Below are 24,280 nucleotides of genomic sequence, written 5' to 3' on the forward strand. Positions count from 1 at the left end.
TGTGATCGTTGTAAACCCTGCAATAGGCACATCTGGTCAGTGAGGAGTTACGGTGAGCGACCCCTTGGGCCATACCGTGAGCGTGCATTCCGCGGTCGAAGAGGCGTGCGCCGTGGCCGACGCCGTCCTCTACGAGGGATACCTGCTCTACCCGTACCGCCGCTCGTCGGCCAAGAACCGGGTGCGCTGGCAGTTCGGCATCCTCGCCCCCCGCGCCTGGGCCGAGGCCCACGGCCCGGTGACGCCGGGCGTCTCGGGGTCCGTGGAGTCCTGGCGGCAGCAGACCGAGTGCCTGCTGCGCGCGCGACCCGGCGCCGTGGTGCGGGTGCGCGTGCGCTATCTGCAGATGCAGTACCGAGGCGTGGAGCGACGGGACGAGGACGGTCACTACACGCCCGTGGACTCCCTGGAGACCGCCGGTACGGTCCATCTGTCCTTCGACGAGGCGATGCCGCGCGAGACCGACCTCACCGCTCCGCTCGCCGAACTCCTCGCCCACGACGCGGAGTTCGCCTTCGGCGCTCCCGGCGGCGACGAGACCGAGCCCCTGCCCGCGGACGCGGGGCGCCTGGTGCGCCGCCGCTCCCCCGTCGAGGCGCGCACCACGCTGCACCTCGAACCCGTCGCGGGCGCCGACTCCTTGTACCGCCTGCGCGTCCGCACCGAGAACACCGGCCGTACGACGCCGCCCGACGCTCCCCGCGACGAGGCCCTGCGGCACTCGCTCATCGCGGCGCACACCTTCGTCGGCGGTGAGGGGCTCGGCTTCTACTCCTCGATCGACCCGCCCGAGGACGTCGCGCCGTACGTGAGGGAGTGCCGCAACCTGCACACCTTCCCGGTGCTCGCGGGCCCGGAGGGGTCCGACTCGCTCGTCCTGTCGTCGCCGATCATCCTGCCCGACCACCCGCAGGTGGCCCCGGAGAGCCCCGGCGACCTGCACGACGCCGCGGAGATCGACGAGATCCTGACGCTGCGGACGCTGCTGCTCACGGACGACGAGAAACGCGAGGCACGCGCCACCGACCCGCGGGCCGCGCGGATCCTCGACCGGGTGGAGACCATGCCGCCGGAGGTGCTCGCCCGGCTGCACGGGGCCGTCCGCTCCCTCGCTCCCTCCCCCTCTTCCGCCTCCTAGCCGGCGGATCCGCCCCACCTCTGTGCCGCCACCGTCCCCGACCAGGAAGGCCGTAATGGACGCCATCGAGTTGCTGATGCACGACCACCGAATGGTCGAGCAGCTGTTCCGCGACTACCACGCCGCCGCCTCCGCAGCGCAGCGCCGGGCCGTGGTGGAAACCCTTGTCCGCGAGCTGTCCAAGCACGCGGCGCTCGAGGAGCTGATGGTCTACCCGCTGGCCAAGAAGGTCCTGTCGGACGGGGACCAGCGGATCCGCGAGCACCTGAGCGAGCACAGGGCGGTCAAGGAGACCCTCCTGGCCCTGGACAAGCAGTCCGGGGACGACGAGCGCACGAGCGAACTCATGGACGAGCTGCGCCGCGAGGTCGAGGAGCACATCCGCGAGGAGGAGGGCGAGCTGATGCCCCTGCTCCGCGACGCGGTCTCCGAGGAGGAGCTGTTGCGGCTCGGCAGACTCCTGGCCCGGTCCAAGCAGACCGCCCCGACCCGTCCGCACCCCAACGCGCCCGCCGAGCCTCCCGCCCTGGCCTTCGCCGGACCGGTGGCCGCGGCCTACGACCGCCTTAGGGACCGACTGCAAGGGAGGCCGAGGACATGACCGTCGAAAGCGGTACCACGGAGGTCAGCCAGCAGCCCACGAGGGCTGAACAGAGGAACGGCTTCGACGAGATCCATATCCTGTGGATCTCCGAGGGCATGAGCTGTGACGGGGACACCGTCTCGATGACGGCGTCCGGCCAGCCGGCGATCGAGGACATCGTCGCCGGGCTGGTGCCGGGCCTGCCGAAGGTGAACCTGTACAACAAGGTGCTCTCCCCGAGCCTGGGCGGCGAGGACTTCCTCGCCCCGTTCCGCGCCGCGGCCCGCGGTGAACTGGCGCCGTTCATCCTCGTCATCGAGGGCTCGATCCCCAACCAGAACATCATCGAGGGCGACGGCTACTGGACGTCGTTCGGCAACGACCAGGACACCGGCGAACCGCTCACCCTCAACTGGTGGATCGACCAGCTCGCGCCCAAGGCCTGGGCGGTCGTCGCCGCCGGCACCTGCGCCACGTACGGCGGGATCCACGCGATGGCGGGCAACCCCACGGGCTGCATGGGTCTCGCGGACTATCTGGGCTGGGACTTCAAGTCGCAGGGCGCGCTTCCGATCGTCAACGTGCCGGGCTGCCCGATCCAGCCGGAGAACTTCATGGAGACCCTCACCTGGGTGCTCTACCACGCGGCCGGGTCGGCGCCGCCGCCCCCGCTGGACCACATGCTGCGCCCGCAGTGGCTGTTCGGGAAGACGGTGCACGAGGGGTGCGACCGGGCCGCCTACTACGAGCAGGCCGACTTCGCCAAGGACTACAACTCCCCCAAGTGCCAGGTGAAGATCGGCTGCTGGGGCCCGGTCGTCAACTGCAACGTGCCCAAGCGCGGCTGGATGGCCGGCATCGGCGGCTGCCCCAACGTCGGTGGCATCTGCATCGGCTGCACGATGCCCGGGTTCCCGGACGCCTTCATGCCGTTCATGGACGAGCCGACGGGCGGGACCCTCTCGTCCGCTGTGATCAGGCCCTACGGGGCCGTGATCCGGCGGCTGCGCGGCATCACCAACATGGCCGTCAACCGTGAGCCCAAGTGGCGCCACAACAAGGACAAGTTGACGAGCGGCTACGACCCGTACTGGCGCCCCGACGGGCGCAGGCGACAGCGAGAGAGAGCGAGGTAGGCACGGACATGACGGCAACCGAGCCGCGGGCCGCGGCGCGAAAGCCCGCGCAGATCGTGGACATGTCCTGGGACCCGATCACCCGGATCATCGGCAATCTCGGCATCTACACGAAGATCGACTTCGCGAACCGCGAGGTGGTGGAGTGCCACAGCACGTCCTCGCTCTTCAGGGGCTACTCCGTCTTCATGAAGGGCAAGGACCCCCGCGACGCGGGCTTCATCACCTCGCGCATCTGCGGGATCTGCGGGGACAACCACACGACGTGTTCCAACTACGCGCAGCAGATGGCCTACGGCGTCAAGCCGCCGCGGCTGGCGGAGACCATCGTCAACCTCGGCGAAGCGGCCGAGTACATGTTCGACCACACCATCTTTCAGGACAACCTGGTGTTCGTCGACTTCTGCGAGGCCATGGTCAAGGCCACCAACCCGAGCCTCCTGGCCCGGGCCGAGCGCACGGAGGCCCGGAACGGGTACATCCACGGCTACCGGACCATCGCCGACATCATGCGTGCCTTCAACCCCTTCGAGGGCGAGCTGTACAAGGAGGCGCTCAAGGTCAGCCGCATCACCCGGGAGATGTTCTGCCTGATGGAGGGGCGCCATGTGCACCCGTCCACGCTGTATCCGGGCGGGGTCGGCACCATGCCGGAGCCGACCACGTTCACCGACTACCTCTCCCGGCTGCTGCGCGTCCTGGACTTCGTCAAGCAGGCCGTGTCGATGAACGACGACGTCTTCGACTTCTTCTACGACGCGCTGCCCGGCTACGAGGAGGTGGGTCGCCGCCGGATCCTGCTCGGCTGCTGGGGCGCCTGGCAGAACCCGGACGTTGTGGACTACCGCTACGAGACGATGAGCGACTGGGGCAAGGCGATGTTCGTCACCCCGGGCATCATCGTGGACGGCAGTCTCGTCACCAACGACCTGGTCGACATCAACCTGGGCATGCGGATCCTGCTGGGCAGCTCGTACTACGAGGACTGGGTGAACGAGGACCCGTTCGTCACCCACGACCCGCTCGGCAACGCCGTCGACATGCGCCACCCGTGGAACCAGACGACGGTGCCGGTGCCGCAGAAGCGGAACTTCGAGGGCAACTACAGCTGGGTGATGAGCCCGCGCTGGTACGACAAGAACACTGCCCAGCACCTGGCGCTGGACACCGGCGGCGGCCCGCTCGCCCGGTTGTGGTCGACGGCGCTCAACGGGCTGGTCGACACGCCGTATGTGAAGGCCACCGGACACAGCGTGCGCATCTCGCTGCCCAAGAGCGACAAGCTGCCGGAGATGACGTTCGAGTGGAAGATCCCCCAGTGGAGCAACACGATCGAACGCGACCGGGCCCGGCCGTACTTCGTCGCCTACTCCGCCGCCATGGCCTTCTTCTTCCTGGAGCGGGCGATGGACCATGTCCGCAGCGGTGACACCAAGATCTTCGAGAACTACGAGGTACCGGACGAGGCGATCGGCTGCGGCTTCCACGAGGCGGTGCGGGGTGTCCTCTCCCACCACCTGGTGATCAAGGACAAGAAGATCGCGAACTACCACCCGTACCCGCCGACGCCGTGGAACGCGAGCCCGCGGGACCACTACGGCACCCCCGGACCTTACGAGGACGCCGTCCAGGGCCAGCCGATCTTCGAGGAGAACGGTCCGGAGGACTTCAAGGGCGTCGACATCATGCGCACCGTCCGCAGCTTCGACCCCTGTCTGCCCTGCGGCGTGCACATGTACCTCGGCAAGGGCAACACGCTGACCAAGCTGCACTCGCCCATGTTCGGAGCGGCTCATGGATGACTCCGCCCGGCTCGATGAAGCGGCGGTCGCAAAGCGGCTCTCCCGCCTCGACGGGCTGCTCGAGCAGCTCGAAGGCGCCCCGGGTCCGATGACCGGGGCGGCGATCGAGGCGGTGCGGATCCTCACCGAGGTGTACGGCGAGGCCCTGGCCCGCGTCCTGGACGCCGCCGACCCCACCCTGGTCGACCGTATGGCCGCCGACGACCTCGTCGGTCATCTCCTGGTGCTGCACGACATCCACCCCGAGCCGCCCGAGGTCCGGGCCGCCCGCGCCGTCGACGGGATGCGCCCGGCGGTGCGGGAGCGGGGCGGGGACGTGGAACTGGCGGGCGTCGAGGAGGGGGTCGCCCGGGTGCGGCTCGCCGCCAAGGGGTGCGGATCCTCCTCGGCCTCGGTGGAGGAGGCGGTCCGCGAGGCCGTGCTCGCCCTGGCGCCCGAACTCTCCGGCGTCGAACGGGTGCCTGGCGACGACGCGAGGCCCCCCGCCTTCGTCCCGGTCGACACGCTCACCGTGCGCACGGTGTCCGCCGGGGAGCGGTCGTGACCACCGGCGCGCTGGCCCGCGTCATCCGCTCGGCCGCCCGGCGGCCGGACGCGGAGCGGTGCGACCTGTGCGGCGCCGACGTCGAGCCCGAGCACCGGCACCTGTACGACACTGGGCAGGAGGAGGTGCTGTGCGCGTGCCGGCCCTGCTCCCTGCTCTTCGTGGAGGAGGAGGCGAGCGAGGGGCGGTACCGGCTGCTGCCGCGGCGCCGGGTGCGGCTGCCCGAGGTGGGCACGCGGGAACTCGGCGTACCGGTGGGGCTGGCGTTCTTCGTACGGCACTCGGACGGCACCGTGAGCGCGCACTACCCGAGCCCCGCGGGCGCCACCCGCTGGGAGGCGGACGCGGAGGCCTGGCGTGACGTGGTCGCCCGGTGTCCCCCGCTCGCCGGTCTCGCACCGGAGGTGGAGGCACTGCTCGTGAACACCGCACGGTCCGCGAAGCACCACTGGATCGTCCCCGTGGACGACTGCTTCCGGATGGTGGCACTCGTCCGGCGGGAGTGGCGGGGCCTGTCCGGCGGCAGCCGGGTGTGGCCCGCCGTCGAGCGGTTCTTCGCGGAGCTGACCGAACAACCGTAGGACCCGGCAAGGAGCTGACGATGGGCAGGATCCGAGTAGGCAGACCGCAGGTCAAAACCTATACGCCCCGGCACGTCACCGGGCTGCACCAGGGGAACAAGGGCCCCTACCACCGGCAGCCCGGGCACCACAAGGACGGCACCGCCGACGCGCGGCGCTCGACCGGGATCCACTGGAAGAAGCACAACGCGATCATGAAGATGATGCCGAGTCTCTCCCCGGGGTGAGGCAGCGGTCACGGCCGCGCCCACTGGGGCGCGGCCGCACTTACGACGAGCGAGGAGTACGGAAGATGACGGCCAGACGAGTGCTGATGGCGGAGGCGCTGATCGTGGGCGGCGTGGCGCTGACCCTGCTGGTGAGGGAGATGCCCGGAATCATGCGCGAGGTCAGGATCTGGCGGATGGTTGCGTTGCGGCGCGGCGCCCGGCACCCCCGCTGAACCGTGGGCGTACGGTGTGTCACCTGACCGGAAAGCGCCGTTCGCCCGTAATCTCCGTTCCTGTTCACGCGTCCGGCGCGACACAACAGGAGCCCCATGACCACGCGGCAGTTCTTCGGGACGGTGTTCGCCCTCGAGTCCGCCCTCGCCGCGTTCGTGTTCGCCGTCGTCGCGGTGCTGGTGTTCCTCGCCGTGGTACGGCGCCGGGCGGGGGCCCGGCGCCGCCCGTCGCGCCGACTCGAACACACCCGTCCCGAAGCCTTCTACGTCGCCGTGCTGGTCGCCGTCGCGGCCTTCCTGGTGGCCTACACGGCCCGGCAGAATCACGACGAGCACCACGCGGCGGCGCACGGCGATCCGGTCGAGGTGACCGTCACGGCGTTCCAGTGGTGCTGGCGGTTCGACTACCCGCAGGCCAGGAAGCCGCTCAGGGTGAGTGCCGACTGCAGGGCGGGAAGGCAGCCGACTCTCGTGGTGCCGACGGGACGGCCCATCAGGTTCAAGATGGCCTCACCGGACGTCATCCACTCGCTGTGGGTGCCCGATCTCCGCTACAAGCGGGACATCTTCCCGCACCACGTGAACACCGTCACCCTCACCGTGGACCGCGAGGGCCGCTGGATCGGCCGGTGCGGGGAGTTCTGCGGGGACCGGCACCACACCATGGACTTCTGGCTCAAGGCCGTCTCGCCCGCGGCGTACGACAAGTGGCTGGCACAGCACGCGGGAGCGCCGGCGGGCGGTACGCCCGCATGACGACCGCTCAGGCGCCGAGCGGGTCCAAGGAGGTGCCGGCGGGGAACTGGCTCGGCTGGGCGACCAGCACCGACCACAAGCGGATCGGCCTGCTGACGGTCGCCACCTCGCTGGTGCTGCTGGTGGTGATGGGCGTCCTCGCCCTGATCATGCGCGGTCAGCTCGCCCAGCCGGAGCTGGACCTGGTGCTCCCGCACACCTACAACCAGCTGTTCACCCTGCACGGCTCGGGGATGATCTACCTGGTCATCACGCCGTTCGCCCTCGGGATCGGTGTCTACCTGGTCCCGCTGCAGATCGGTGCCCCGGCCATCGCCGCGCCCCGCACCACGCTGCTCGGCTACTGGCTCTACGCGTGCGGGGCCGTTGTGCTGCTGGTCAGTCTCGCCGCCGCCGACGGCAGCGCCAGCTCGGGCTGGTTCTCGTATCCGCCGCTGGCCGACAGCGACTTCTCCCCCGGCGTGGGACCCGACCTGTGGATCGTCGGCGTGGTGCTCTCCACCACGGGCGTGATCCTCATGGGCTGGACCGTGCTCTGGACTGCGCTGCGCAAGCGGACCCAGGGGATGACCATGCTGCGGATGCCCATCTTCACCTGGTCCATGGTCGCCAGCTGCCTGATGGTCATCGGCTCCTTCCCCTCGCTCCTGGCCGCGATGGCCCTGCTCGCCGCGGGCCGCGCCGACCCGTCCGTCTTCCATGCGAACGCGTGGAACATCGGCTACCAGCACCTGTTCTGGTTCTACGGCCACCCGGTCGTGTACGTGATGTTCTTCCCGTATCTCGGGGCGGTCGCCGAGGTGCTGGCCGTCTTCTCCGGGCGGGCCTTCTTCGGCTACAAGGGGACCGTCCTGTCCCTGCTCGTGTTCGCCGCCCTGTCGATGAGTGTGTGGGCCCACCACATGTTCGCGACCGGGCAGGTTGCGAACGACTACTACTCGCTGACGTCGATCAGCCTGCTGGTCCCGGCGGGCGTGGAGTACTTCGCCATGATCGGCACGGTGCTCGGCGGCCCGCTGGTCTTCCGCACTCCGATGCTCTTCGCCCTCGCCTTCCTGCCGCAGTTCCTGATCGGGGGCCTGACCGGGATCATGGTCGGCACCCCGGTCCTCGACTACCACCTGACGGACAGCTACTTCGTGGTGGCCCATCTGCACTACGTGCTGTTCGCCGGCAGCGCCTTCGGGCTGTTCGCGGCCGTCTACTTCTGGTTCCCGAAGGCCACCGGTGTGGAGCTGGGCGAGCGCCTGGGCCGGCTGCACTTCGTGCTGCTGGTGATCGGCACCAACCTGACCTTCCTGCCGATGTTCGCCCTCGGTTACGAGGGCATGCCGCGCCGCGTCGTCAGCTACGCCCCCTTCGACGGATTCGGCCTGCTCAACCTGCTCGCCAGCTGCGGAGCCGCCGTGCTGGCGGCGGGCATGGTCGTGTTCGTCGTCAATGTGCTGTGGACGCTGCGCAAGCGCTCGCTGGGCCGCCATGTGCCCGCACCGCCCGACCCGTGGGGTGCGGGCACCCTGGAATGGGCCACCTCCTCGCCGCCGCCGGCCACGAACTTCACGCCGGAGTATCCGGTGCCGCCGGTGCACGGCCACGCCCCGCTGCTGACGCTGCGGGAGGGGCGGAGGGAGCCGGACGACCGGGCGGCGCTGTCCGGGAGCCGCGGGTGAAACGGCACGCGGCGGCGGTCATGGTGGCCGGGTGGGGGCTGCTCAACGGCGTGCTGCTCGCGATCCTCGCCGTCTACGGGGAGGCGAGCCTCGTCTACTGGCTGTGGGGCTCGGTGGTGGCGCTGCTCGAACTGGCCGCACTGCTCGTGCTCGGGTCCTCGGAGGCCGGCCCGGAGCAGCACACCCGCTACCGGCTGCCCCGGGGCGGCGCGGCGGCGGTCCTGCCCGCGGCGGCGGGGATCACCCTGGGCGTGCTCTCCGCCGTGTACGGCCTGTGGCTGCTGGTCGTGGCCGTCCCGCTGCTGGGGGTGGCCGCCGCCCTCTCCGTGCGGGGCGCCTCGACCCCGGGCGAGGGATGAGGCGTGACCGGGCACGCGATGGCCGGCCCCGTGTGGGGCATGACGGTGACCGGGCTGTCGGTGTCCGCGCTCGTCCCGGGCGTGCTCCGGGCCACCCGGCGGCACCCCGTGTGGTGGCGCCTGTCGCTGCCCGCGGGGGCCGCGCTGCCGTTCTTCCTCGTGCTGCACGCCGCGGTGACGCTCGCGCATACCGGGGCCGCCCGGCCACCGGGCCCCACGGCCTGGTGGGAGGCGGCCGTGGTGGTGGCGGCGGTGTGGTTCTGGCTGCCGGTCGTGGGCACCCGGCACCGTCTGACGGACCCCGGCAGATGCCTCTACCTCTACCTGTCCATGCCGTTGCTCGACCTGCCCGCCGTGGGGCTGATCGCGGCGGGTGAGGACGTGGCGGGACTCGCCATGGTGGTGTCCATGCTGCCGGTCGGTCTCGCGGCGCTGACGGTGACCTGGCGGTGGATCCACGCGGAGGAGGCCCGGGAGCTGCGACGCACCGGCTGACCCCGCGGGCCCTCAGCCGCTGTGGGCCTTCTCGGCCTCCTCCGGGTCGGCGGTCACGGCCTTCTCGGCCTCCTCCGGGTCGGCGGTCACGGCCCGTACCGCCCGCATCTGCCAGTCGGCGGCGGGCAGTTCGACGCGGTCGCCGAAGTACCAGGCGCTGAGCCGGTTGCGCACCCGGTGCCGGCGGAAGAGCCGCCACGCCTCCGTACCGTACGCCCTGGGGCGGGGGGTGTCGCGCACCAGTATCCGGTAGGCCTCCTCGGCCGGGAGCGGTGTCCGGCCCTCGCGGTAGCCGCCCGCCGCCGTCCGCCGTACGTCCCCGGTGCCCCCTCCCTCCCGCAGCCTGCGCCGGTCCGCCGCCTGCAGCCCCAGGCACAGACGCCGCGTCGCCCAGTAGGCGAAGAGTGGCCCGGCGAACAGCAGGGTGCGGAAGGCGTACGTCAGGTACTCGACCGGGACGTGGAAGACGTACCCGAGCACGTCCTGGCCCCCGGCCATCAGCAGCACCGCGTAGACGGTCACGCCCACCACGCCGAGCGCCGTGCGTGTGGGCTGGTTGCGCGGCCGGTCGCACAGGTGGTGCTCGTGGGACGGCCCCGTCAGCCAGCGTTCGAACAGTGGATAGCAGTAGAGGACCCCGAACAGCACGGCGGGCAGTGCCACCCCGGGCAGGAGCACGTCCCAGACGATCGTGTGGCCGGCGAAGTTCGTCTCCCAGGCGGGCATCAGGCGCTGGGCGCCCTCCAGATAGCCGACGTACCAGTCGGGCTGCGAGTCCAGCGACACGTGGTCCGTGCGGTAGGGACCGAAATCCCAGATCGGGTTGATCTGGAACAGCGCCGCCATCAGGGTGAGGGCACCGGCGACGGCGAAGAACAGACCCGCCGACTTGGCGGCGTACTGCGGGAACAGCGGCTTGCCGACCGCGTTGCGGTTGGTGCGGCCGGGCTCGGCCCACTGGGTGTGCTTGAGTTGCACCACGAGCCCGAGGTGCACCCGGACCAGGAGCAGCAGCAGGCCGGGGACCAGCAGGACGTGCGCGATGTACAGCCGGGGGATGATGGCGTGTCCCGGGTACTGGCCGTCGAAGACGAAGAAGCTCAGATAGGTGCCGATGACGGGGATCGACAGCAGGATCCCCTGCGAGGTGCGCAGCCCCGTGCCGGAGAGCAGGTCGTCGGGGAGCGAGTAGCCGCAGAACCCCTCGAAGAGGGCCAGCAGGAACAACGTCACCCCGATCATCCAGTTGATCTCGCGGGGGCGGCGGAAGGCCCCGGTGAAGAAGATCCGCAGCAGATGGCAGCCGATGGCGGCGACGAAGACGTCCGCTCCCCAGTGGTGGATCTGCCGGATGAGCAGCCCGCCCCGGACGTCGAAACTGATGTTCAGCGCCGAGATGTACGCCTGGGAGGCCCGGGTGCCCCGCAGCGGGGCGTAGGAGCCGGTATACGGGGTCTCGGTCATGTCAGGGTGGAAGTAGAACGTGAGGTAGACACCCGTCACGACCAGGACGAGCAGGCTGTAGAGGGCGATCTCGCCGAGCAGGAACGACCAGTGGTCGGGAAAGGCTTTGCGCAGGTACTCCCGTGCCGACGTCCGCAGCGGCATGCGCCGGTCGAGCACCGACACCAGGCGCTCTCCGCGGTGCTCCGCCGCACCGGATCGCTCATCGTCTGACGCCGGCACGCGCTCGTCCTCCCGGGGCAGCCGTCCGCTTTCGATCGACACAGCATCGACACAGCCGTGTCCTCTCGTGGCGCGGGCGAAACGCGCGCTGCGCCGGACGGGTGCCCGCGTCCGGCCTCGCCGGCGGCCGGGCACACCTGGCGGGGACCTGCGCCAATGGGTGGAAAAAGCGGTCCGGCGGGACCCATTCGCCCCGGCGGCGGTCGGGGACGGCCGGGCCCGGGGCAGGTCTCGTCACAGCACATGTGCTGGGAGGACTCATGGCCGTGGTTTCGGAAGTCGTACGGGAGCGCCTGCGCGCCTGGGGCGTCGTCCGGGTGTACGGCTATCCGGGGCAGGGGGCCGACCCGCTGCTGGAGGCCTTCCGCCGGGCGGGCCGGGAGCCGGAGTTCGTCCAGGCGCGGCACGGCGAGGCCGCCTCCTTCATGGCCTGCGGGCACGCGCGGTTCACGGACACGGTCGGCTGCTGCCTCGCCCCGTCCGGGCCGGGGGCCGTACAGGTCCTCAACGGCCTGTACGACGCCCAGCTTGACCGGCAGCCGGTGGTGGCCCTGCTAGGCGACACGCCGCGGACCGGCCCGGGGGCACGCCGGCCGCAGGCGGTGCACCTGGACCGGCTGTGCGCGGACGTGTCGGAGTCCTGCGAGGTCGTCATCTCTCCGGACCAGGCGGGGCCCGTCCTGGACCGGGCCTTCCGGACGGCGTGGGCCCGGCGCGGTGTCGCGGTGGTGATCCTGCCGGCCGACGTCCTGGACCAGCAGGCCCCGCCATCGGCCGGGACGGCGGCTGCGCCGGACGTCCTCGCGCTCGCACGGAGCCGGCCGCTCCTGATGCCGGAGGAGGGGGAGCTCCGCCGTGCGGCAGGCATCCTCGACGAGGGCCGGAAGGTGGCCATGGTCATCGGGCGGGGCGCGGCGGGCGCGGGGGCGGAGGTCGAGCGGGCGGCCGGGTTGCTCGGTGCCGGGGTGGCGAAGGCGCTGCTCGCGATGGACGTCCTCCCCGACGACCTGGGGTACGTGACCGGTCCGGCGGGCCGGGTCGCCAGTCCGGCCAGCGAGAGGCTGGTGCGTGCCTGCGACACCCTGCTGCTGGTCGGGGCGGGGCCCCGCGAGGCCTGGATGCCGCCGGGCCGGTGGGCGGTGCGGAGCGTCGAGATCAACCCGGAGGCGGGCGTCACCGCTCCGTGCAGGCCGGGGGACGTGCGTCTGGTCGGCGATCCGAAGGCGACGCTCGAGGCGCTGCTGCCCCTGCTGCACCACAAGAAGAACCGCGCCTGGCGCCGAAGCGTCGAGAAGAGCGTGCGGACCTGGCACAGGAACCGGCGCACCGAGGCCCGGCAGCACTTCGGGCACCTCATCAACCCGGCCGCGGTGGCCACCGAGCTCTCCGACCGACTCCCCGACCGGGCGCTGCTCACCGCCGACGCGGGCTCCAGCACCGTGTGGTGGGCGCGCCATCTCCACCTGCGCGCCGGCATGCGCGCCGCGCTCTCGGGTCACCACGCGGCCATGGGCACCGCCGTCCCTTACGCCCTGGCGGCCCGCTTCGCGCATCCGGACCGGCCGGTCATCGCCTTCGTGGGCGACGGTGCCTTCCAGATGAGCGGGATGGCCGAGATGATCACCGTCAAGGACCATCTGGACCGCCTGTCCGGCGGCCCCCCGCTGGTCTTCTGCGTGTTCAACAACCGGGACCTCAACCAGGCCACCTGGGACCGGCGGGCGGCCACCGGCAATCCCCGGCTGAGCGGCACCTCCTCGGTCCCGGACGTTCCCTACGCCGCCTACGCCCGCCTGCTCGGTCTGGAGGGCGTCCACTGCTACCGCCCGAAGGACATCGGCGCCGCCTGGGACGCCGCTCTCGCCGCGCGGCGGCCCGTGGTCGTGGAGTTCGTGGTCGACGCGGAGACCGAGCCGCCGCGACCCGCCGGCCTCGCGGAAGAGGGCGCACGCCGGCGGATCCGCGCGCTCCTGCGGGGACGGCGGACCTGAGCGGGCTGCTCTGCTGCCGCGGTCGGTTCCGTCGCCCCCGTCACGAGGAGTGTTTCGGCGGCCGGACCCAGCCCAGGGACCGTTCGACGGCCCGCTGCCAGTTCTCGTACTCCCACTCCCGCCGCTCGGGGTCCATGTTGGGCAGCCACTGGGCGGCCCGGTGCCAGTTGCGGCGCAGCACCTCCAGATCGGGCCAGTAGCCGGAGGCCAGTCCGGCGGCGTAGGCGGCGCCGAGGGAGACCGTCTCGGCGACCATCGGCCGCACCACGGGGACGTCGAGCACATCGGCCAGGAACTGCATGAGCAGGTTGTCGGAGGTCATGCCGCCGTCCACCTTGAGCTGCTTCAGGGCGAGCCCGGAGTCGGCGTTGATCGCGTCGACGACCTCCCGCGTCTGCCAGCCGGTGGCCTCCAGGACGGCCCGGGCCAGGTGGCCCTTGGTGATGTAGGAGGTGAGACCGACGATGACGCCGCGTGCGTCGCTGCGCCAGTGCGGGGCGAACAGGCCGGAGAACGCGGGGACGATGTAGCAGCCGCCGTTGTCCTCGACGGTACGGGCCAGTGTCTCGATCTCGGGTGCGCTGTTGATCAGGCCGAGACGGTCGCGGAACCACTGGACCAGGGAGCCGGTGACGGCGATGGGTCCCTCCAGGGCGTAGACCGTGGGATGGGGGGCGATCCTGTACGCGACGGTGGTGAGCAGCCCGTGCCGTGACCGCACGAGCTCGGTACCGGTGTTCATCAGCAGGAAGCTGCCGGTGCCGTAGGTGCACTTCGCCTCGCCGGGCGAGAAGCAGGTCTGCCCGAACAGGGCCGCCTGCTGGTCCCCGAGGGCGGCCGTGATGCGCACGCCCGGGAGTACCGAGCGGGCCTCGGCGTAGATCTCGGCGGAGGAGCGGATCTCCGGCAGCATCGGGCGCGGCACCCCGAAGAACTCCATCAGTTCCTGGTCCCAGGTCAGCGTCCGGATGTTGATCAGCATGGTGCGGCTGGCGTTGGTCACGTCGGTGATGTGCAGACCGCCGTCGGTGCCGCCGGTCAGGTTCCAGATCAGCCAGCTCTCGATGGTGCCGAACAGCACCTCGCCCGCCCGGGCCCGCTGCTCGAGGCCCTCGACGTTGTCGAACAGCCAGCGGATCCGGGGTGCGGAGAAGTAGGTGGAGGGGGGAAGGCCGCAGCGGTCGAGGAAGAACTCCTCCCCCGGCCGGTCCATCAGGTCCTCGACCATCGGTCCGGTACGGGTGTCCTGCCAGACGATCGCCCGTCCCAGTGGGGCCCCGGTGCGCGGATCCCACAGGACGGTCGTCTCGCGCTGGTTGGCGATCCCGATGGCGGCGACCTGTCCGGGGTCGATACCGGCGTTGGCCAGCGCCTCGGGCACCACGCGCTGCAGGTTGCGCCAGATCTCCACGGCGTCGTGCTCCACCCAGCCGGGCCGGGGGAAGTACTGCTGGTGCTCCCTCTGGGCGACCGAGACCAGCCGCCCGCGGTGGTCGAACAGGATGCACCGCGTGGACGTGGTGCCCTGGTCGATGGACACCACATACCGTTCAACCATGATCGGGCCTGCCTTCCCATGCGTCGCCGGGGTGCCCGGACCTACCAGCGGGCCGCGCCCAGGTCTCTGGAGATCGCCCGCGCGGCCTCCCGGAGCAAGGTGATCAGGGCCGGCAGGGGCCGGCCTTTGGTGTCGCAGATCCGCTCGACGGGGCCGGACAGGCCGATCGCTCCCACCACCAGACCGCCGTGCCCCCGGATCGGCGCGGCGATCCCGCCCTCGCCGACGCTCATCTCCTGCACCTCGGCGCCCCAGCCGAGCTCCCGGATCTCGCCGAGCGCCCGGGTGAGGTCCTCCGGGAGGACCAGGGTGTGCCGGGTGTACGCCTCCAGTTCGGTCTCCATCAGGGGTTCCACGGGCGCTGCCCCGAAGGCCAGCAGGACCTTGCCGAGCGAGGAGGCGTGCAGCGGCAGCAGCGCGCCCACGTCCAGGGTCTGGAGGGTGTCGTCCGGCCGGAAGACGTGGTGGACCACGAGCACCTTGCCCTCCAGGGGGGTGCCCAGGCGGACCGCCTCCCCGCTGCGGGCGGCGAGGGCGTCGGCCCAGTTGATGGCGCGGGACCGCAGCTCGTTCACGTCGAGGTAGCTCGTGCCGAGGTGCAGCAGCGCCGCCCCGAGCTGGTACTTTCCCGTCGCGGCGTCCTGCTCCACGAAGTCGACGTGCTGCAGGGTGCGCAGGATGCCGTGGGCGGTGCCCTTGGCCAGACCCAGCGCGGAAGCCACCTCGCCGAGTCCGAGCCGACGGGGGCCGGCGGCGAGCAGGCGCAAGATCGCCGCCGCCCTCTCTATGGACTGGACCGGGCCTGCCATGAATCGATCATAGTCCGGATTCGTCCCGATTAAGGACTTGTGTTCGGTAATGCCGACCGCAGTTCATTGACCCGCGACATTTAGGTCCTTAGCGTTCCATCACGCCCGGCTCCCGGCCGAGGGCGTCGCATGGAGGAGGAAGGCCCATGATCACAGCGCAGCTCAACGCCGCGCCGTGCGCGGAGGTGGAACACGTTTTTCCGCTGCCGCACGCGCCCAGGGCCGTCTCAGCGGTACGCCGACGCGTACAGGCGCTCCTCACCCGCTGGAACGTGCCCGAGGACGCCGCTGACGACGTGCTCCTCGTGACCTCGGAGCTGCTCACCAACGCGCTCGTGCACGCCCTGCCCCCGGCGACGCTCAGACTGTCACGGATCCTCGTGGACGGACACGGTGCCGTACGGGTCGACGTGACCGACACGGGACCCGCGCGTACGTCCTGCGAGGTCGACCCGGACGAGCACGGCCGGGGCATCGACATCGTCACCACGCTGTCGGCGCGGTGCGGTGTGCACACGCACCCGGGCGGGACCAGCCGCTGGGCGGACGTGCTCGTGGCGTGACGGGGGGCGTCACGGCCGGGGAAACGTCGTCAGGGCCTGGGCGAGACCCGCGGCGTCGGTGCCGATCTTGCGGTAGACGGAGGAGAGCAACTGCCTCACGCCCTGCTCGGTCAGGCGCAGCTCCTTGGCCACGACCGGGGCCGGGTGGCCCTGGGCGGTCAGTTCGGCGGCGGTGCGTTCCTGCGCGGTGAGGGTGTCCGACTGGGCGTAGCGCAGGGGCAGCGACGGCAGTCCCGCCGCGGACAGTTCCGCCCTGGCCCGGGTGGCGACGCCCTCCGCGCCGCAGTGGACGGCGACCTCCAGCCCGCGGTAGAGCCGGTCGGCGGCCTCCTGCACTCTGGCGCCCCGCAGCAGTGCGGCCCCGTGCCCGACCAGGGCCCGGGCCAGCTCGTACGACGCCGGTGAGCGCTCCAGCTGGGCCACGGCCTCCGCGTGGGTGTCGAGCGCGGCGGCGCCGCCGGTCACCTCGGCCTGGACGTGCAGGGCCTGGCCGATCACGGATGCCGCGCCGAAGTCCCGGGCCCGCTTGACGGCCTCCTCGGCCAGGCCGGCCGCGCGCTCCGGGGACCTGGTGGCGAGGGCGGACGCCAGGTCGAGCTGCCAGGGGCACCAGGCCGGGTTGCGCCAGGCCCGGGACTCCAGCCACTCACCGACAGCGGACAGCGGCCTCTCCGCCTCCTGGTCGCGTCCCTCCGCAAGGAGCAGTTCGGCGTAGACCGTGCGCGGGTCGGGGTAGACGACGGCGTGCGGGACGATCTCGCCGTAGCGGTGGGCGTCGGCGACCTGGCGCGCCTCGGCGGTGCGTCCCCGGGCCAGCAGGATCTGGATGAGGATGCCGAGCGCGAACCACTGAGCCGGAACCGCCTCCCGCACCCGTTCGGCGATGTGCAGCCCCTCCCGTACCAGGTCCTCCGCCTCGGCGAGGCAGCCGCGGCGGTAGCGGATGTAGCCGAGGAGAGTCTGGCCGAGCGCCAGGTGGGAGCCGCGCCAGCCCTTCGCCTCGCAATCCGCGATGCCCCGGGTGAACAGCTCCTCCGCCCGTCGCGGCTGGTCGCAGTACATGAACGTGAGGGCGACCGAGACGGGCACCTCGAAGCCGCGGTTCTCCTCGGTCCAGCTCAGTCCGCCGCGCAGGGCCTTCTCGGCGTACGCCAGGACCGTGCTGCGCGGCTCGCCGCACAGGAGGGCGTCCCAGGCCCTCAGCCCGAGGATGCAGCGCTCCTCCAGGCTCCGGCCGGGCAGGCGGGCCGCCAGCCGGGCCAGCCGGCGGGAGCGGGCCCGCGGGTCGGGTTCGTCGGTGCGGCAGGAACTCCACTGGAAGTGGTCGGCCTGCATCCTCAGGCGCGTGCGCGAGTGCGTGGCCCGGCGCGCCTCCTCGGCGGCCACGGCCGCGGCCTGAGCCACTTGGTCGGTGTGCGCGAGCGCCTGTGTCAGCCGGTAGACGATACGGGCGCGCAGCTCGTCGTCGATCACGGGCTCGGCGAGCGCCGCCCGCAGATGGCCGACGGTCGCCACCGGGTCGATCAGGAACGTCGCACCGGCGAGTTCGTAGAGCAGCGCGGCACGCTCCTCCTCGGCGGGCGGCTCGCGCAGCGCCCGGGTCAGGACGCGCCGGGCGGCCTCGGGGGCCCCGGCGCGCAGGTGGTCACGGGCGGCCTCGCGCAGGCACTGGACCGCGTCGGCGTTGCCCTCGCAGGGAACCTCCAGCAGATGCCGGGCGGCCGCGACGGCGCCGAGCCCGGCCGTGCGGACGGCCTCCGCGGCCGCGTTGTGCAGCCCGACCCGCACGCCGGGCGGGATCGCCCGGTAGACGGTGGTGGCGATCAGCGGGTGAACGAACTCCAGGGCGCCCTCGGGGCCCTCGTCCTCGGCCAGGACGCGGGCGGAGCGCAGCCTCTCCACCGCCTCGGCGGCCTGCTCGGCGCCGACCACCGCGATGGCGGCCGCGAGGTCCCGCGAGATGGAGCTGCCGAGCACTGCGGCGGCCCAGGCGAAGCGGACGGTGGGCGTACCGAGTTGCCGCAGGCGTGCGAGCAGTCCGCGGCCCTTGACCGCGGAGGCGAGCTCCCGCATCACGGGAAGCTCCTCCCGCGTGCCCTTCACCCGGCGCCGGCCGAGCCGGATCGCGAGCTCGACGGTCTCGAACGGGCTGCCTCCGGTGATCTGCCGGCATTCGTCGCAGAACGCGTCCTCAGGCTCCTGTCCCAGTTCGTCCCGCAGGATCCGCGCGACGCCGTCGCCGGTGAGCGGCGCCAGGGTGTAGGGGCGTTCCCCGCGGCGTTCGGTGAGGGAGCCGAGCGCGGCCGCCACGGAGGGCAGTTCGTCCGGCCGGTAGGCGACGACGATGAGCAGCGGCAGGTCGTGGGCCCGTGGCGCGAAGGAGGCGAGCCAGCTCAGGGACTCGTCGTCGGCCCAGTGCATGTCGTCCAGGAGCAGGACGACGGGCGCCTTGACCACCGTCAGTCGGGTCATGACCCAGTCCAGGCCGTCACGGACCACGGTCGGGTCCGGCACCGGTGCGGCGCACTCCGCCTCCAGACCGAGGGCGGCTGCGACGATGTCGTACCAACTTCCCATCAGTTCCCGGCGGTTCGTGTCGTCCATCGTCGCGAGGACGGGCTGCAGGAGTTGCCGGACCACGCGGAACGCCAGGCCCTGTTCGTTCTCGCCGCCCTTGCCGGAGAGCACGGTGCACCCGTGGGTCACGGCGCGGGAGCGGACTTCCGCGAGGAGGGTGGTCTTGCCCATGCCGGCCGATCCGGTGAAGGCGAGCAGTCCGCCCTGCCGTGCGGGCGGGGCGCCGTCGGCCGCGTCGCACAGGGCCGCCAACGCCGAGTCGATCGCCTTCAGTTCCCGGTTCCGCTCGAGCAAGTGCCGGTGGCCGGTGATCGGTTGCCGTGGTCCGTGTGCCATGTGCCCCGTCGCTTCCTGCCGTCAGCTGTCGGAAGACGCGCTGAGCGTACGCCCTGGTGGGCGCGGTCAGGAGGCGTTCTGGCGGTACGGCGTATGGAAAGAATGAATCATCAACGACGGCGGTTTGCCCGTCCCCACCTCGGGTATCGCCGCGAACTGGGCTCCTTGCGGGAGCCCGGTGGGGAGTGCCCGCCGAGGCGCCGCCGCCACGCGGGGCGGCGCCTTGGCGTCGTACGTCAGCCGACGGGGACGGTCGCGGTGTCCGCGTAGCGCGGCACGTCGCGGGACCAGTAGTAGCAGCCACGGATCCAGCCGGCCATGCCGTCCACATAGCCGAGGGCGGCGGGGCTCGACCGCGGCCGGATCTGCTCGGAGAGCCGCTCGAACTCCCTGATGGTGCGGTTGATCCTTCCGATGGCGAGCCGGACGGCCTGCGGCAGGGTGCAGTGGTGCTCCCTGGCGTAGGCCAGGGCCAGGTTGATCACGCCGCCCTCCCGTTGCTCCTTCACTGCGGAGAACAGGTCGGGTATCCACACCGCGGCGTCGGCCGAGAGTCTGCGCAGTCGGCGCATGGCCGGGTGCCAGAGCTCGCCGGGGGACAGTTCGTGGGGCTGTGCGGCCTCGCACAGCGGGTAGAACGGTTCGACGCCCGCGGTGAGGGACCGTATCGAGCCGCACAGGCCGACCCGTACGCGGGGAGGGTCGGTCTGCGCCACCGCCTCGTACAGCAGGCCGTGCACGTACTCGCGGCCGTGCCAGGCCCAGCGCGCCGCCTGGTCCGGGGTGCAGCGCTCTTGGACCTGCCGGTGGAGGTCGGCCAGGGCGGCCCCCAGAGGCGTGGTCGGCGGCCGGCCGTCGCGCAGTACGGCGATGCTCTCGCACAGCATGGGCAGCAGCCTGCTCGGCCGGCGCCGGCCGATCTCCTCCGCCCGGTCGTCGAAGACGAACTGGTAGGCGATCTGGTTCGCCACGATCCGCAGGATGCCGGCATCCATGGTCGGGCTGTTGTAGGAGGCCAGTTCCGCGGGACGGGTGCGGGCGATCATCGCGGCGACCGCGGGGTCGTCGGTCAGGCCCCAGCTGCGCAACCATTCCTCGACGCCGGCCGCGGCCTCGGATTCGTGCGGATTGCGCAGCGGGGGAAAGGGCATGTAGAGCTCGGACTCGATCAGTTCCTTGAGGTTTCCCGCCGGATTTCCTGCGTGCGGTCCGGCTGTGACGTCCTCATGCTCCACCGACACCTTTGTCACCTTCCCTTCGGCGGTTCCGCGGCGAGGATGTCGCCGTTCCGTTTGCGGGGAATTCCTGGGGGGATCGCGTGGTGGTGCCGGGCGGAATGCGGACGACCTCTGCCAGAGGCTCAAAGGGCTGCGCACCGTCTTTGTCCGGGGTGTCGGACGCTCGCGCCGGCGGTTTCCCCGGTGGCGTCTGTGACCGGGATCGGCAGATCATCTCCAGTGCCCTCGGCCCGAGGGTCGCGGCGGGGCGTGGCTGCTCGACATGTCCGGGCAGCGGCCGCAGACGCCAGCGGCGGGCGACCGTCGCCACGGCCAGGGTGGCCTCCGCCATGGCGAAGGTGTCCCCGACGCATTTGCGGCTGCCGGCGGCGAAGGGCAGCAGGGCGCCGTTGCGTACGGCCGCGGCCCGCCCGGACAGCCAGCGCTCGGGCAGGAACCGGTCGGGGTCGGGGAACGACGCGGGATCGTGGTGCAGGACGTAGGGGCTGTACAGGACGGTCGCCCCCCTGGGGAGGCGAACGCCTGCGAGATCGGCCTCCTCGGTGGTGGTCCGGGTGAAGAGCCAGCCCGGCGGATACACCCGCAGCGTCTCCGTCACCACGCCGCGGGTGTACGACAGGCGCGTCAGCTCCTCCGGGCCGGGCGGCCGCCCCTCGGCGAGCACCTCGTCGACCTCCTCGTGCAGCCGGCGCTCGACCTCCGGATGGCGGGGCAGCAGGGCGAACAGCGAGCCGAGGCACATCGCCGTGCTCTCGACGCCGGTGAGCAGGAGCGTGATCAGCTGGTCGTGGATCTCCCGACCGGTGACCGCCGCTCCCTCGTGGCCTCGCTCGGCCTCCAGCAGGCTGCCCAGCAGATCGTCGCGGGGACGGCCCCGCCGCCGTTCGTCGATGACGGAGTCGACGATCGCGTGCAGGCGGTCGAAGGCACGGCGGTAGCGCCGGTTGGCGGGCGTGGGGAGCCGGAACAGGGGGGCGAGCGGCACGACCGTACGGACGAACAGGCCCCGGACGAGGGCCCCGAGGCAGTCCCGCAGCTCGGCGACGGTCACGGCGTCCAGCGCATCGGAGAGCAGGAAGCGGCTGGTCACCCGGGTGGTCAGGGCCAGCATCGCCCCGCTCACGTCGACCTTCTCGCCGGGCCGCCACGCGCCGAGGACGAACTCGGCCTCCTCGCCCATCACCCGCGCGTAGTCGGCGATGCGGGCCGGGTGGAAGGCGGGCTGGATCAGCCTGCGCTGCCGTCGGTGGTCCTCGTGGGCGCAGGTGACCAGGCCGTTGCCCATCAGCGGCCGCAGCCTGTCGTACTGCGGACCGCCCTTGTCGAACGTACGGGCGTCCATGAGGACCCGGTGCACCAGCTCCGGGTGGCACACCAGCCAGGCACGCTGGGGACCGAGGCGTATCTCGACCAGATCCCCGTAACCGGAAACGGAATTCAGAAAGGCCAGTGGGTTCCGGAACAGGGTGATACCGTGACCGACGAATGGGAATATGCCCGGCGCAGTGGCCACCGTCCATACTCGCCGGGCCTCGGGCAGGGAACCGCTCATCGAATACCACCTTCCGCGGTCGACACAGGAAATCGGTGAACGTTCCTCGGACGTGGAGCATGAGTCCTGTCCTGCCCAGTCCAACCCGCCGCCCGCTTCCCGCGCGCTTTTCCCGGGGGGCGCACAGGAGCACGAAGGCGCATGGGACCGGCCACTGTTGATGTCGGCTACACAGACCGGCAATTCTTCCTTCTCCGGATTCGCCGCCGGCTTACCTCGGCCGGGCACCCTTCCGGGGCCGGGCGAGAGACCATGAGAAGTGACCCGGGAATGCCCCGCCGCCGGGCGCCCGGTGACATCGCACTGGTGGGAGGAGGCGGTGGGTGGTGATCACGCGAGTGCGGATGCCGCACCGGCATCTCACGCCACCGGCCAAGTCCGGGCCGCCGCGGGACGCGCCGAGGCCGCCCGGGAACCAGCGGCCCACGCCGGGGGGCCGGCAGTGGTGGATCGTTCCGCTGCTGTGGGTGGCCTTCCTGGTCGTCATCATGCTGGTGCGCGCCCCGTCGGGGACTGCGCCGGCCCACCTGACGTACAGCGACTTCACCGCCAAGGTCGGTGCCGGGCAGGTCAAGACGGTCGACATCAACGACAGGGGGGCGGTCAGCGGCAGTCTGAAGAACGGCACCAAGTTCACCACCCAGCTGCCCACCGCGCTGGGGACCGGGTCGCTGCAGCAGCAGCTCCAGGCCAAGCACGTGCAGATCACCGCCTCGCAGAGCAAGAGCGGCGGCAACCCCTTCCTGTCGTTCTTCGTCGCCTTCCTCCCGCTGCTGCTCCTGGTCGGCGCCTTCTGGTGGTTCGGGCGCCGTGCCGCGCGCTCGGTCACCGGTGGGCTCAGCGCCATCGGCCGCTCCCGGGCGAAGATCATCGAGGCGGAGCGGCCCACCACCCGGTTCGACGACGTGGCCGGATACGACGGGGTGAAGCAGGAGATCAGCGAGGTCGTCGACTTCCTGCGCAACCCCATGCGCTATGCGGCGGCCGGCGCCAAGGGACCCCGCGGAGTGATCATGGTGGGACCGCCCGGCACCGGCAAGACGCTCTTCGCTCGTGCCGTCGCCGGTGAGGCCGACGTGCCGTTCCTGTCGGTGACCGGGTCCGCGTTCGTGGAGATGTTCGTCGGCGTGGGCGCCTCCCGGGTTCGGGACCTGTTCGACGAGGCCCGCAAGCGCGCGCCGTCGATCATCTTCATCGACGAGCTGGACGCCGTGGGCGCGCGCCGCTCGGGCAGCGGCCACATCGGCGGCAACGACGAACGCGAGCAGACCCTCAACCAGCTGCTGGCCGAGATGGACGGGTTCGACCAGTCCACCGGCATCGTCGTGCTCGCCGCCACCAACCGGCCGGAGGCGCTGGACCCCGCCCTGCTGCGCCCGGGCAGGTTCGACCGGCAGGTCACCGTCCCCCTGCCCAACCAGGCCGAGCGCGCCGCGATCCTCACCGTCCACGCCCGGGGCAAGATCCTGTCGCCCGACGTCGACCTCGGCACCGTGGCTCGCGCCACTCCCGGCTTCTCCGGCGCCGACCTCGCGAACCTGGTCAACGAGGCCGCCATCAACGCCGTACGGGCCGACCGCGTGCTGATCGAGCCGCACGATCTGGACGCCGCCCGCGACCGGGTCCTGCTGGGCCGTCGCGAGGCGTCCAACGCCCTGCTGCCCGAGGAGCGCCACTCGGTCGCCGTCCACGAGTCGGGGCATGCCCTGGTCGCCGCGCTGTGCGAGCACGCCGACCCCGTCGCGAAGGTCACCGTCCTGCCGTCGGGCATGACGCTCGGGGTGACCGAGCAGCTTCCCGAGGCCGAACGCCATCTGTACAGCGAGGCCTACCTGACGGATCTGCTCGCGGTGCGTCTCGGCGGCCGGGCGGCCGAGTTGGTGGTCTTCGGCGCGGGCTCCAGCGGCGCCGCCAACGATCTGGCCGGGGCCACCCAGATCGCCACGCGCATGGTGCGGGACTTCGGCCTGTCCCCGGCGCTCGGCCCGGTCGGCTACGCCGCCGCGGGCCCGCACTACCTGGGCGAGAGCCCGGAGGACTCGATGCGGCAGCCGTACTCGGAACAGACCCAGCGGATCATCGACCAGGAGGCCGCCCGTCTGCTGCGCGAGGCCGAGGAGCGGGCGACGGGGCTGCTGCGGGAGCACCGCCGGGCCCTGGACCGCCTCGCCGGCCTGCTCGTCACCCGCGAGACCATCGACGGCTCGGCCGTCCTGGAGGTCCTGAGACTGGAGCGTGAGCAGCGGCGGGAGGCAGACGGAAACCTTCCGGAGCACGCGGTCGAGGATCTGCGGGCCGGGGCGCCACCGGTCCGCGTGCCGGGAGAGGTTCCGGGGCAGGAAGACCAGGGCAGCGCCGCCGGGACCGGTACCACCACCGGTACCACCACCGCCGGCACTGCCACCGGCACCGGCACTGCCACTGGCACTGCCACTGGCACCGGCACGGGAGCAGGTTCCTAGCG

The 24,280-nt window shown here is 71.6% G+C and carries 21 protein-coding genes; 15 read left to right on the forward strand and 6 right to left on the reverse strand.

Features of this window, described 5'->3' with window-relative positions; translation table 11 throughout:
• Positions 1-52 precede the first annotated feature (52 nt).
• The 12 genes from ACIRC0_RS19760 to ACIRC0_RS19815 all read left to right on the forward strand — a co-directional run bounded on the left by ACIRC0_RS19760 (position 53) and on the right by ACIRC0_RS19815 (position 9,506).
• Positions 53-1,138 carry a hypothetical protein gene (locus tag ACIRC0_RS19760; protein ID WP_403617426.1) on the forward strand — a complete coding sequence of 362 codons (1,086 nt, stop codon included), beginning with the start codon at positions 53-55 and terminating at the stop codon, positions 1,136-1,138.
• Positions 1,139-1,193: 55 nt separating this feature from the next.
• Entirely contained in the window at positions 1,194-1,739 is a 546-nt protein-coding gene (locus tag ACIRC0_RS19765; protein ID WP_403617427.1) for a hemerythrin domain-containing protein, read from the forward strand.
• A complete protein-coding gene (locus ACIRC0_RS19770) occupies positions 1,736-2,857 on the forward strand; it encodes a hydrogenase expression protein HypE (RefSeq protein WP_403617428.1) in 1,122 nt (373 codons plus the stop codon). Before ACIRC0_RS19765 ends, ACIRC0_RS19770 begins: the two co-directional genes overlap by 4 nt.
• Positions 2,858-2,865: 8 nt before the next feature.
• The gene (locus ACIRC0_RS19775; protein WP_403617429.1) at positions 2,866-4,659 is read left to right on the forward strand and encodes a nickel-dependent hydrogenase large subunit; all 1,794 of its coding nucleotides are present in this window, start codon (positions 2,866-2,868) and stop codon (positions 4,657-4,659) included.
• Positions 4,652-5,203 carry a NifU family protein gene (locus ACIRC0_RS19780; protein ID WP_403617430.1) on the forward strand — a complete coding sequence of 184 codons (552 nt, stop codon included), beginning with the start codon at positions 4,652-4,654 and terminating at the stop codon, positions 5,201-5,203. Before ACIRC0_RS19775 ends, ACIRC0_RS19780 begins: the two co-directional genes overlap by 8 nt.
• Positions 5,200-5,784, forward strand: coding sequence for a DUF5947 family protein (locus ACIRC0_RS19785; RefSeq protein WP_403617431.1), 585 nt, complete (start codon positions 5,200-5,202; stop codon positions 5,782-5,784). The genes ACIRC0_RS19780 and ACIRC0_RS19785 overlap by 4 nt, the downstream gene beginning before the upstream one ends.
• Positions 5,785-5,804: 20 nt before the next feature.
• Positions 5,805-6,011 carry a hypothetical protein gene (locus ACIRC0_RS19790; RefSeq protein ID WP_103842360.1) on the forward strand — a complete coding sequence of 69 codons (207 nt, stop codon included), beginning with the start codon at positions 5,805-5,807 and terminating at the stop codon, positions 6,009-6,011.
• Positions 6,012-6,076: 65 nt separating this feature from the next.
• The gene (locus tag ACIRC0_RS19795) at positions 6,077-6,226 is read left to right on the forward strand and encodes a hypothetical protein (protein ID WP_403617432.1); all 150 of its coding nucleotides are present in this window, start codon (positions 6,077-6,079) and stop codon (positions 6,224-6,226) included.
• Positions 6,227-6,322: 96 nt separating this feature from the next.
• A complete protein-coding gene (locus ACIRC0_RS19800) occupies positions 6,323-6,982 on the forward strand; it encodes a cytochrome c oxidase subunit II (RefSeq protein ID WP_403617433.1) in 660 nt (219 codons plus the stop codon).
• Positions 6,979-8,652, forward strand: coding sequence for a cbb3-type cytochrome c oxidase subunit I (locus tag ACIRC0_RS19805; RefSeq protein ID WP_403617434.1), 1,674 nt, complete (start codon positions 6,979-6,981; stop codon positions 8,650-8,652). Before ACIRC0_RS19800 ends, ACIRC0_RS19805 begins: the two co-directional genes overlap by 4 nt.
• Positions 8,649-9,011: a hypothetical protein gene (locus tag ACIRC0_RS19810; protein ID WP_403617435.1), complete on the forward strand. Its 363-nt coding sequence runs from the start codon at positions 8,649-8,651 to the stop codon at positions 9,009-9,011. Before ACIRC0_RS19805 ends, ACIRC0_RS19810 begins: the two co-directional genes overlap by 4 nt.
• Positions 9,012-9,014: 3 nt before the next feature.
• Positions 9,015-9,506, forward strand: coding sequence for a hypothetical protein (locus ACIRC0_RS19815; protein ID WP_403617436.1), 492 nt, complete (start codon positions 9,015-9,017; stop codon positions 9,504-9,506).
• Between the two features lie 12 nt (positions 9,507-9,518).
• On the opposite strand, the gene ACIRC0_RS19820 is transcribed toward ACIRC0_RS19815, so the two are convergent.
• Entirely contained in the window at positions 9,519-11,114 is a 1,596-nt protein-coding gene (locus ACIRC0_RS19820) for a cytochrome bc complex cytochrome b subunit (protein ID WP_403617916.1), read from the reverse strand.
• A 338-nt stretch (positions 11,115-11,452) separates the two neighbouring features.
• Here ACIRC0_RS19820 and ACIRC0_RS19825 point away from each other — a divergent pair, with 338 nt between their 5' ends.
• Positions 11,453-13,183: a thiamine pyrophosphate-dependent enzyme gene (locus ACIRC0_RS19825; protein WP_403617437.1), complete on the forward strand. Its 1,731-nt coding sequence runs from the start codon at positions 11,453-11,455 to the stop codon at positions 13,181-13,183.
• Between the two features lie 40 nt (positions 13,184-13,223).
• On the opposite strand, the gene glpK is transcribed toward ACIRC0_RS19825, so the two are convergent.
• The gene (glpK, locus tag ACIRC0_RS19830) at positions 13,224-14,741 is read right to left on the reverse strand and encodes a glycerol kinase GlpK (protein ID WP_403617438.1); all 1,518 of its coding nucleotides are present in this window, start codon (positions 14,739-14,741) and stop codon (positions 13,224-13,226) included.
• A gap of 41 nt (positions 14,742-14,782) precedes the next feature.
• Entirely contained in the window at positions 14,783-15,550 is a 768-nt protein-coding gene (locus ACIRC0_RS19835; protein ID WP_403617439.1) for an IclR family transcriptional regulator, read from the reverse strand.
• A gap of 146 nt (positions 15,551-15,696) precedes the next feature.
• Between ACIRC0_RS19835 and ACIRC0_RS19840 the strand changes: the two genes are divergently transcribed.
• Positions 15,697-16,113: an ATP-binding protein gene (locus ACIRC0_RS19840; protein WP_403617440.1), complete on the forward strand. Its 417-nt coding sequence runs from the start codon at positions 15,697-15,699 to the stop codon at positions 16,111-16,113.
• Positions 16,114-16,122: 9 nt separating this feature from the next.
• Here ACIRC0_RS19840 and ACIRC0_RS19845 read toward each other — a convergent pair whose 3' ends face one another.
• The 3 genes from ACIRC0_RS19845 to ACIRC0_RS19855 form a co-directional block, all read right to left on the reverse strand.
• Positions 16,123-19,026 carry an ATP-binding protein gene (locus ACIRC0_RS19845; RefSeq protein ID WP_403617441.1) on the reverse strand — a complete coding sequence of 968 codons (2,904 nt, stop codon included), beginning with the start codon at positions 19,024-19,026 and terminating at the stop codon, positions 16,123-16,125.
• Between the two features lie 236 nt (positions 19,027-19,262).
• On the reverse strand, positions 19,263-20,267 hold the full coding sequence (locus ACIRC0_RS19850; protein ID WP_403617442.1) for a (-)-alpha-amorphene synthase: 1,005 nt from the start codon (positions 20,265-20,267) through the stop codon (positions 19,263-19,265).
• Positions 20,251-21,816 (reverse strand): cytochrome P450, encoded by a 1,566-nt coding sequence (locus ACIRC0_RS19855; protein ID WP_403617443.1) that lies wholly within the window; start codon positions 21,814-21,816, stop codon positions 20,251-20,253. The genes ACIRC0_RS19850 and ACIRC0_RS19855 overlap by 17 nt, the downstream gene beginning before the upstream one ends.
• 323 nt (positions 21,817-22,139) lie before the next feature.
• Between ACIRC0_RS19855 and ftsH the strand changes: the two genes are divergently transcribed.
• Positions 22,140-24,278 (forward strand): ATP-dependent zinc metalloprotease FtsH, encoded by a 2,139-nt coding sequence (gene ftsH / locus ACIRC0_RS19860; RefSeq protein WP_403617444.1) that lies wholly within the window; start codon positions 22,140-22,142, stop codon positions 24,276-24,278.
• Positions 24,279-24,280 lie beyond the last annotated feature (2 nt).

The sequence above is a fragment of the Streptomyces sp. NPDC093984 genome (assembly GCF_044764595.1).
Lineage (GTDB): Bacteria > Actinomycetota > Actinomycetes > Streptomycetales > Streptomycetaceae > Streptomyces > Streptomyces cynarae.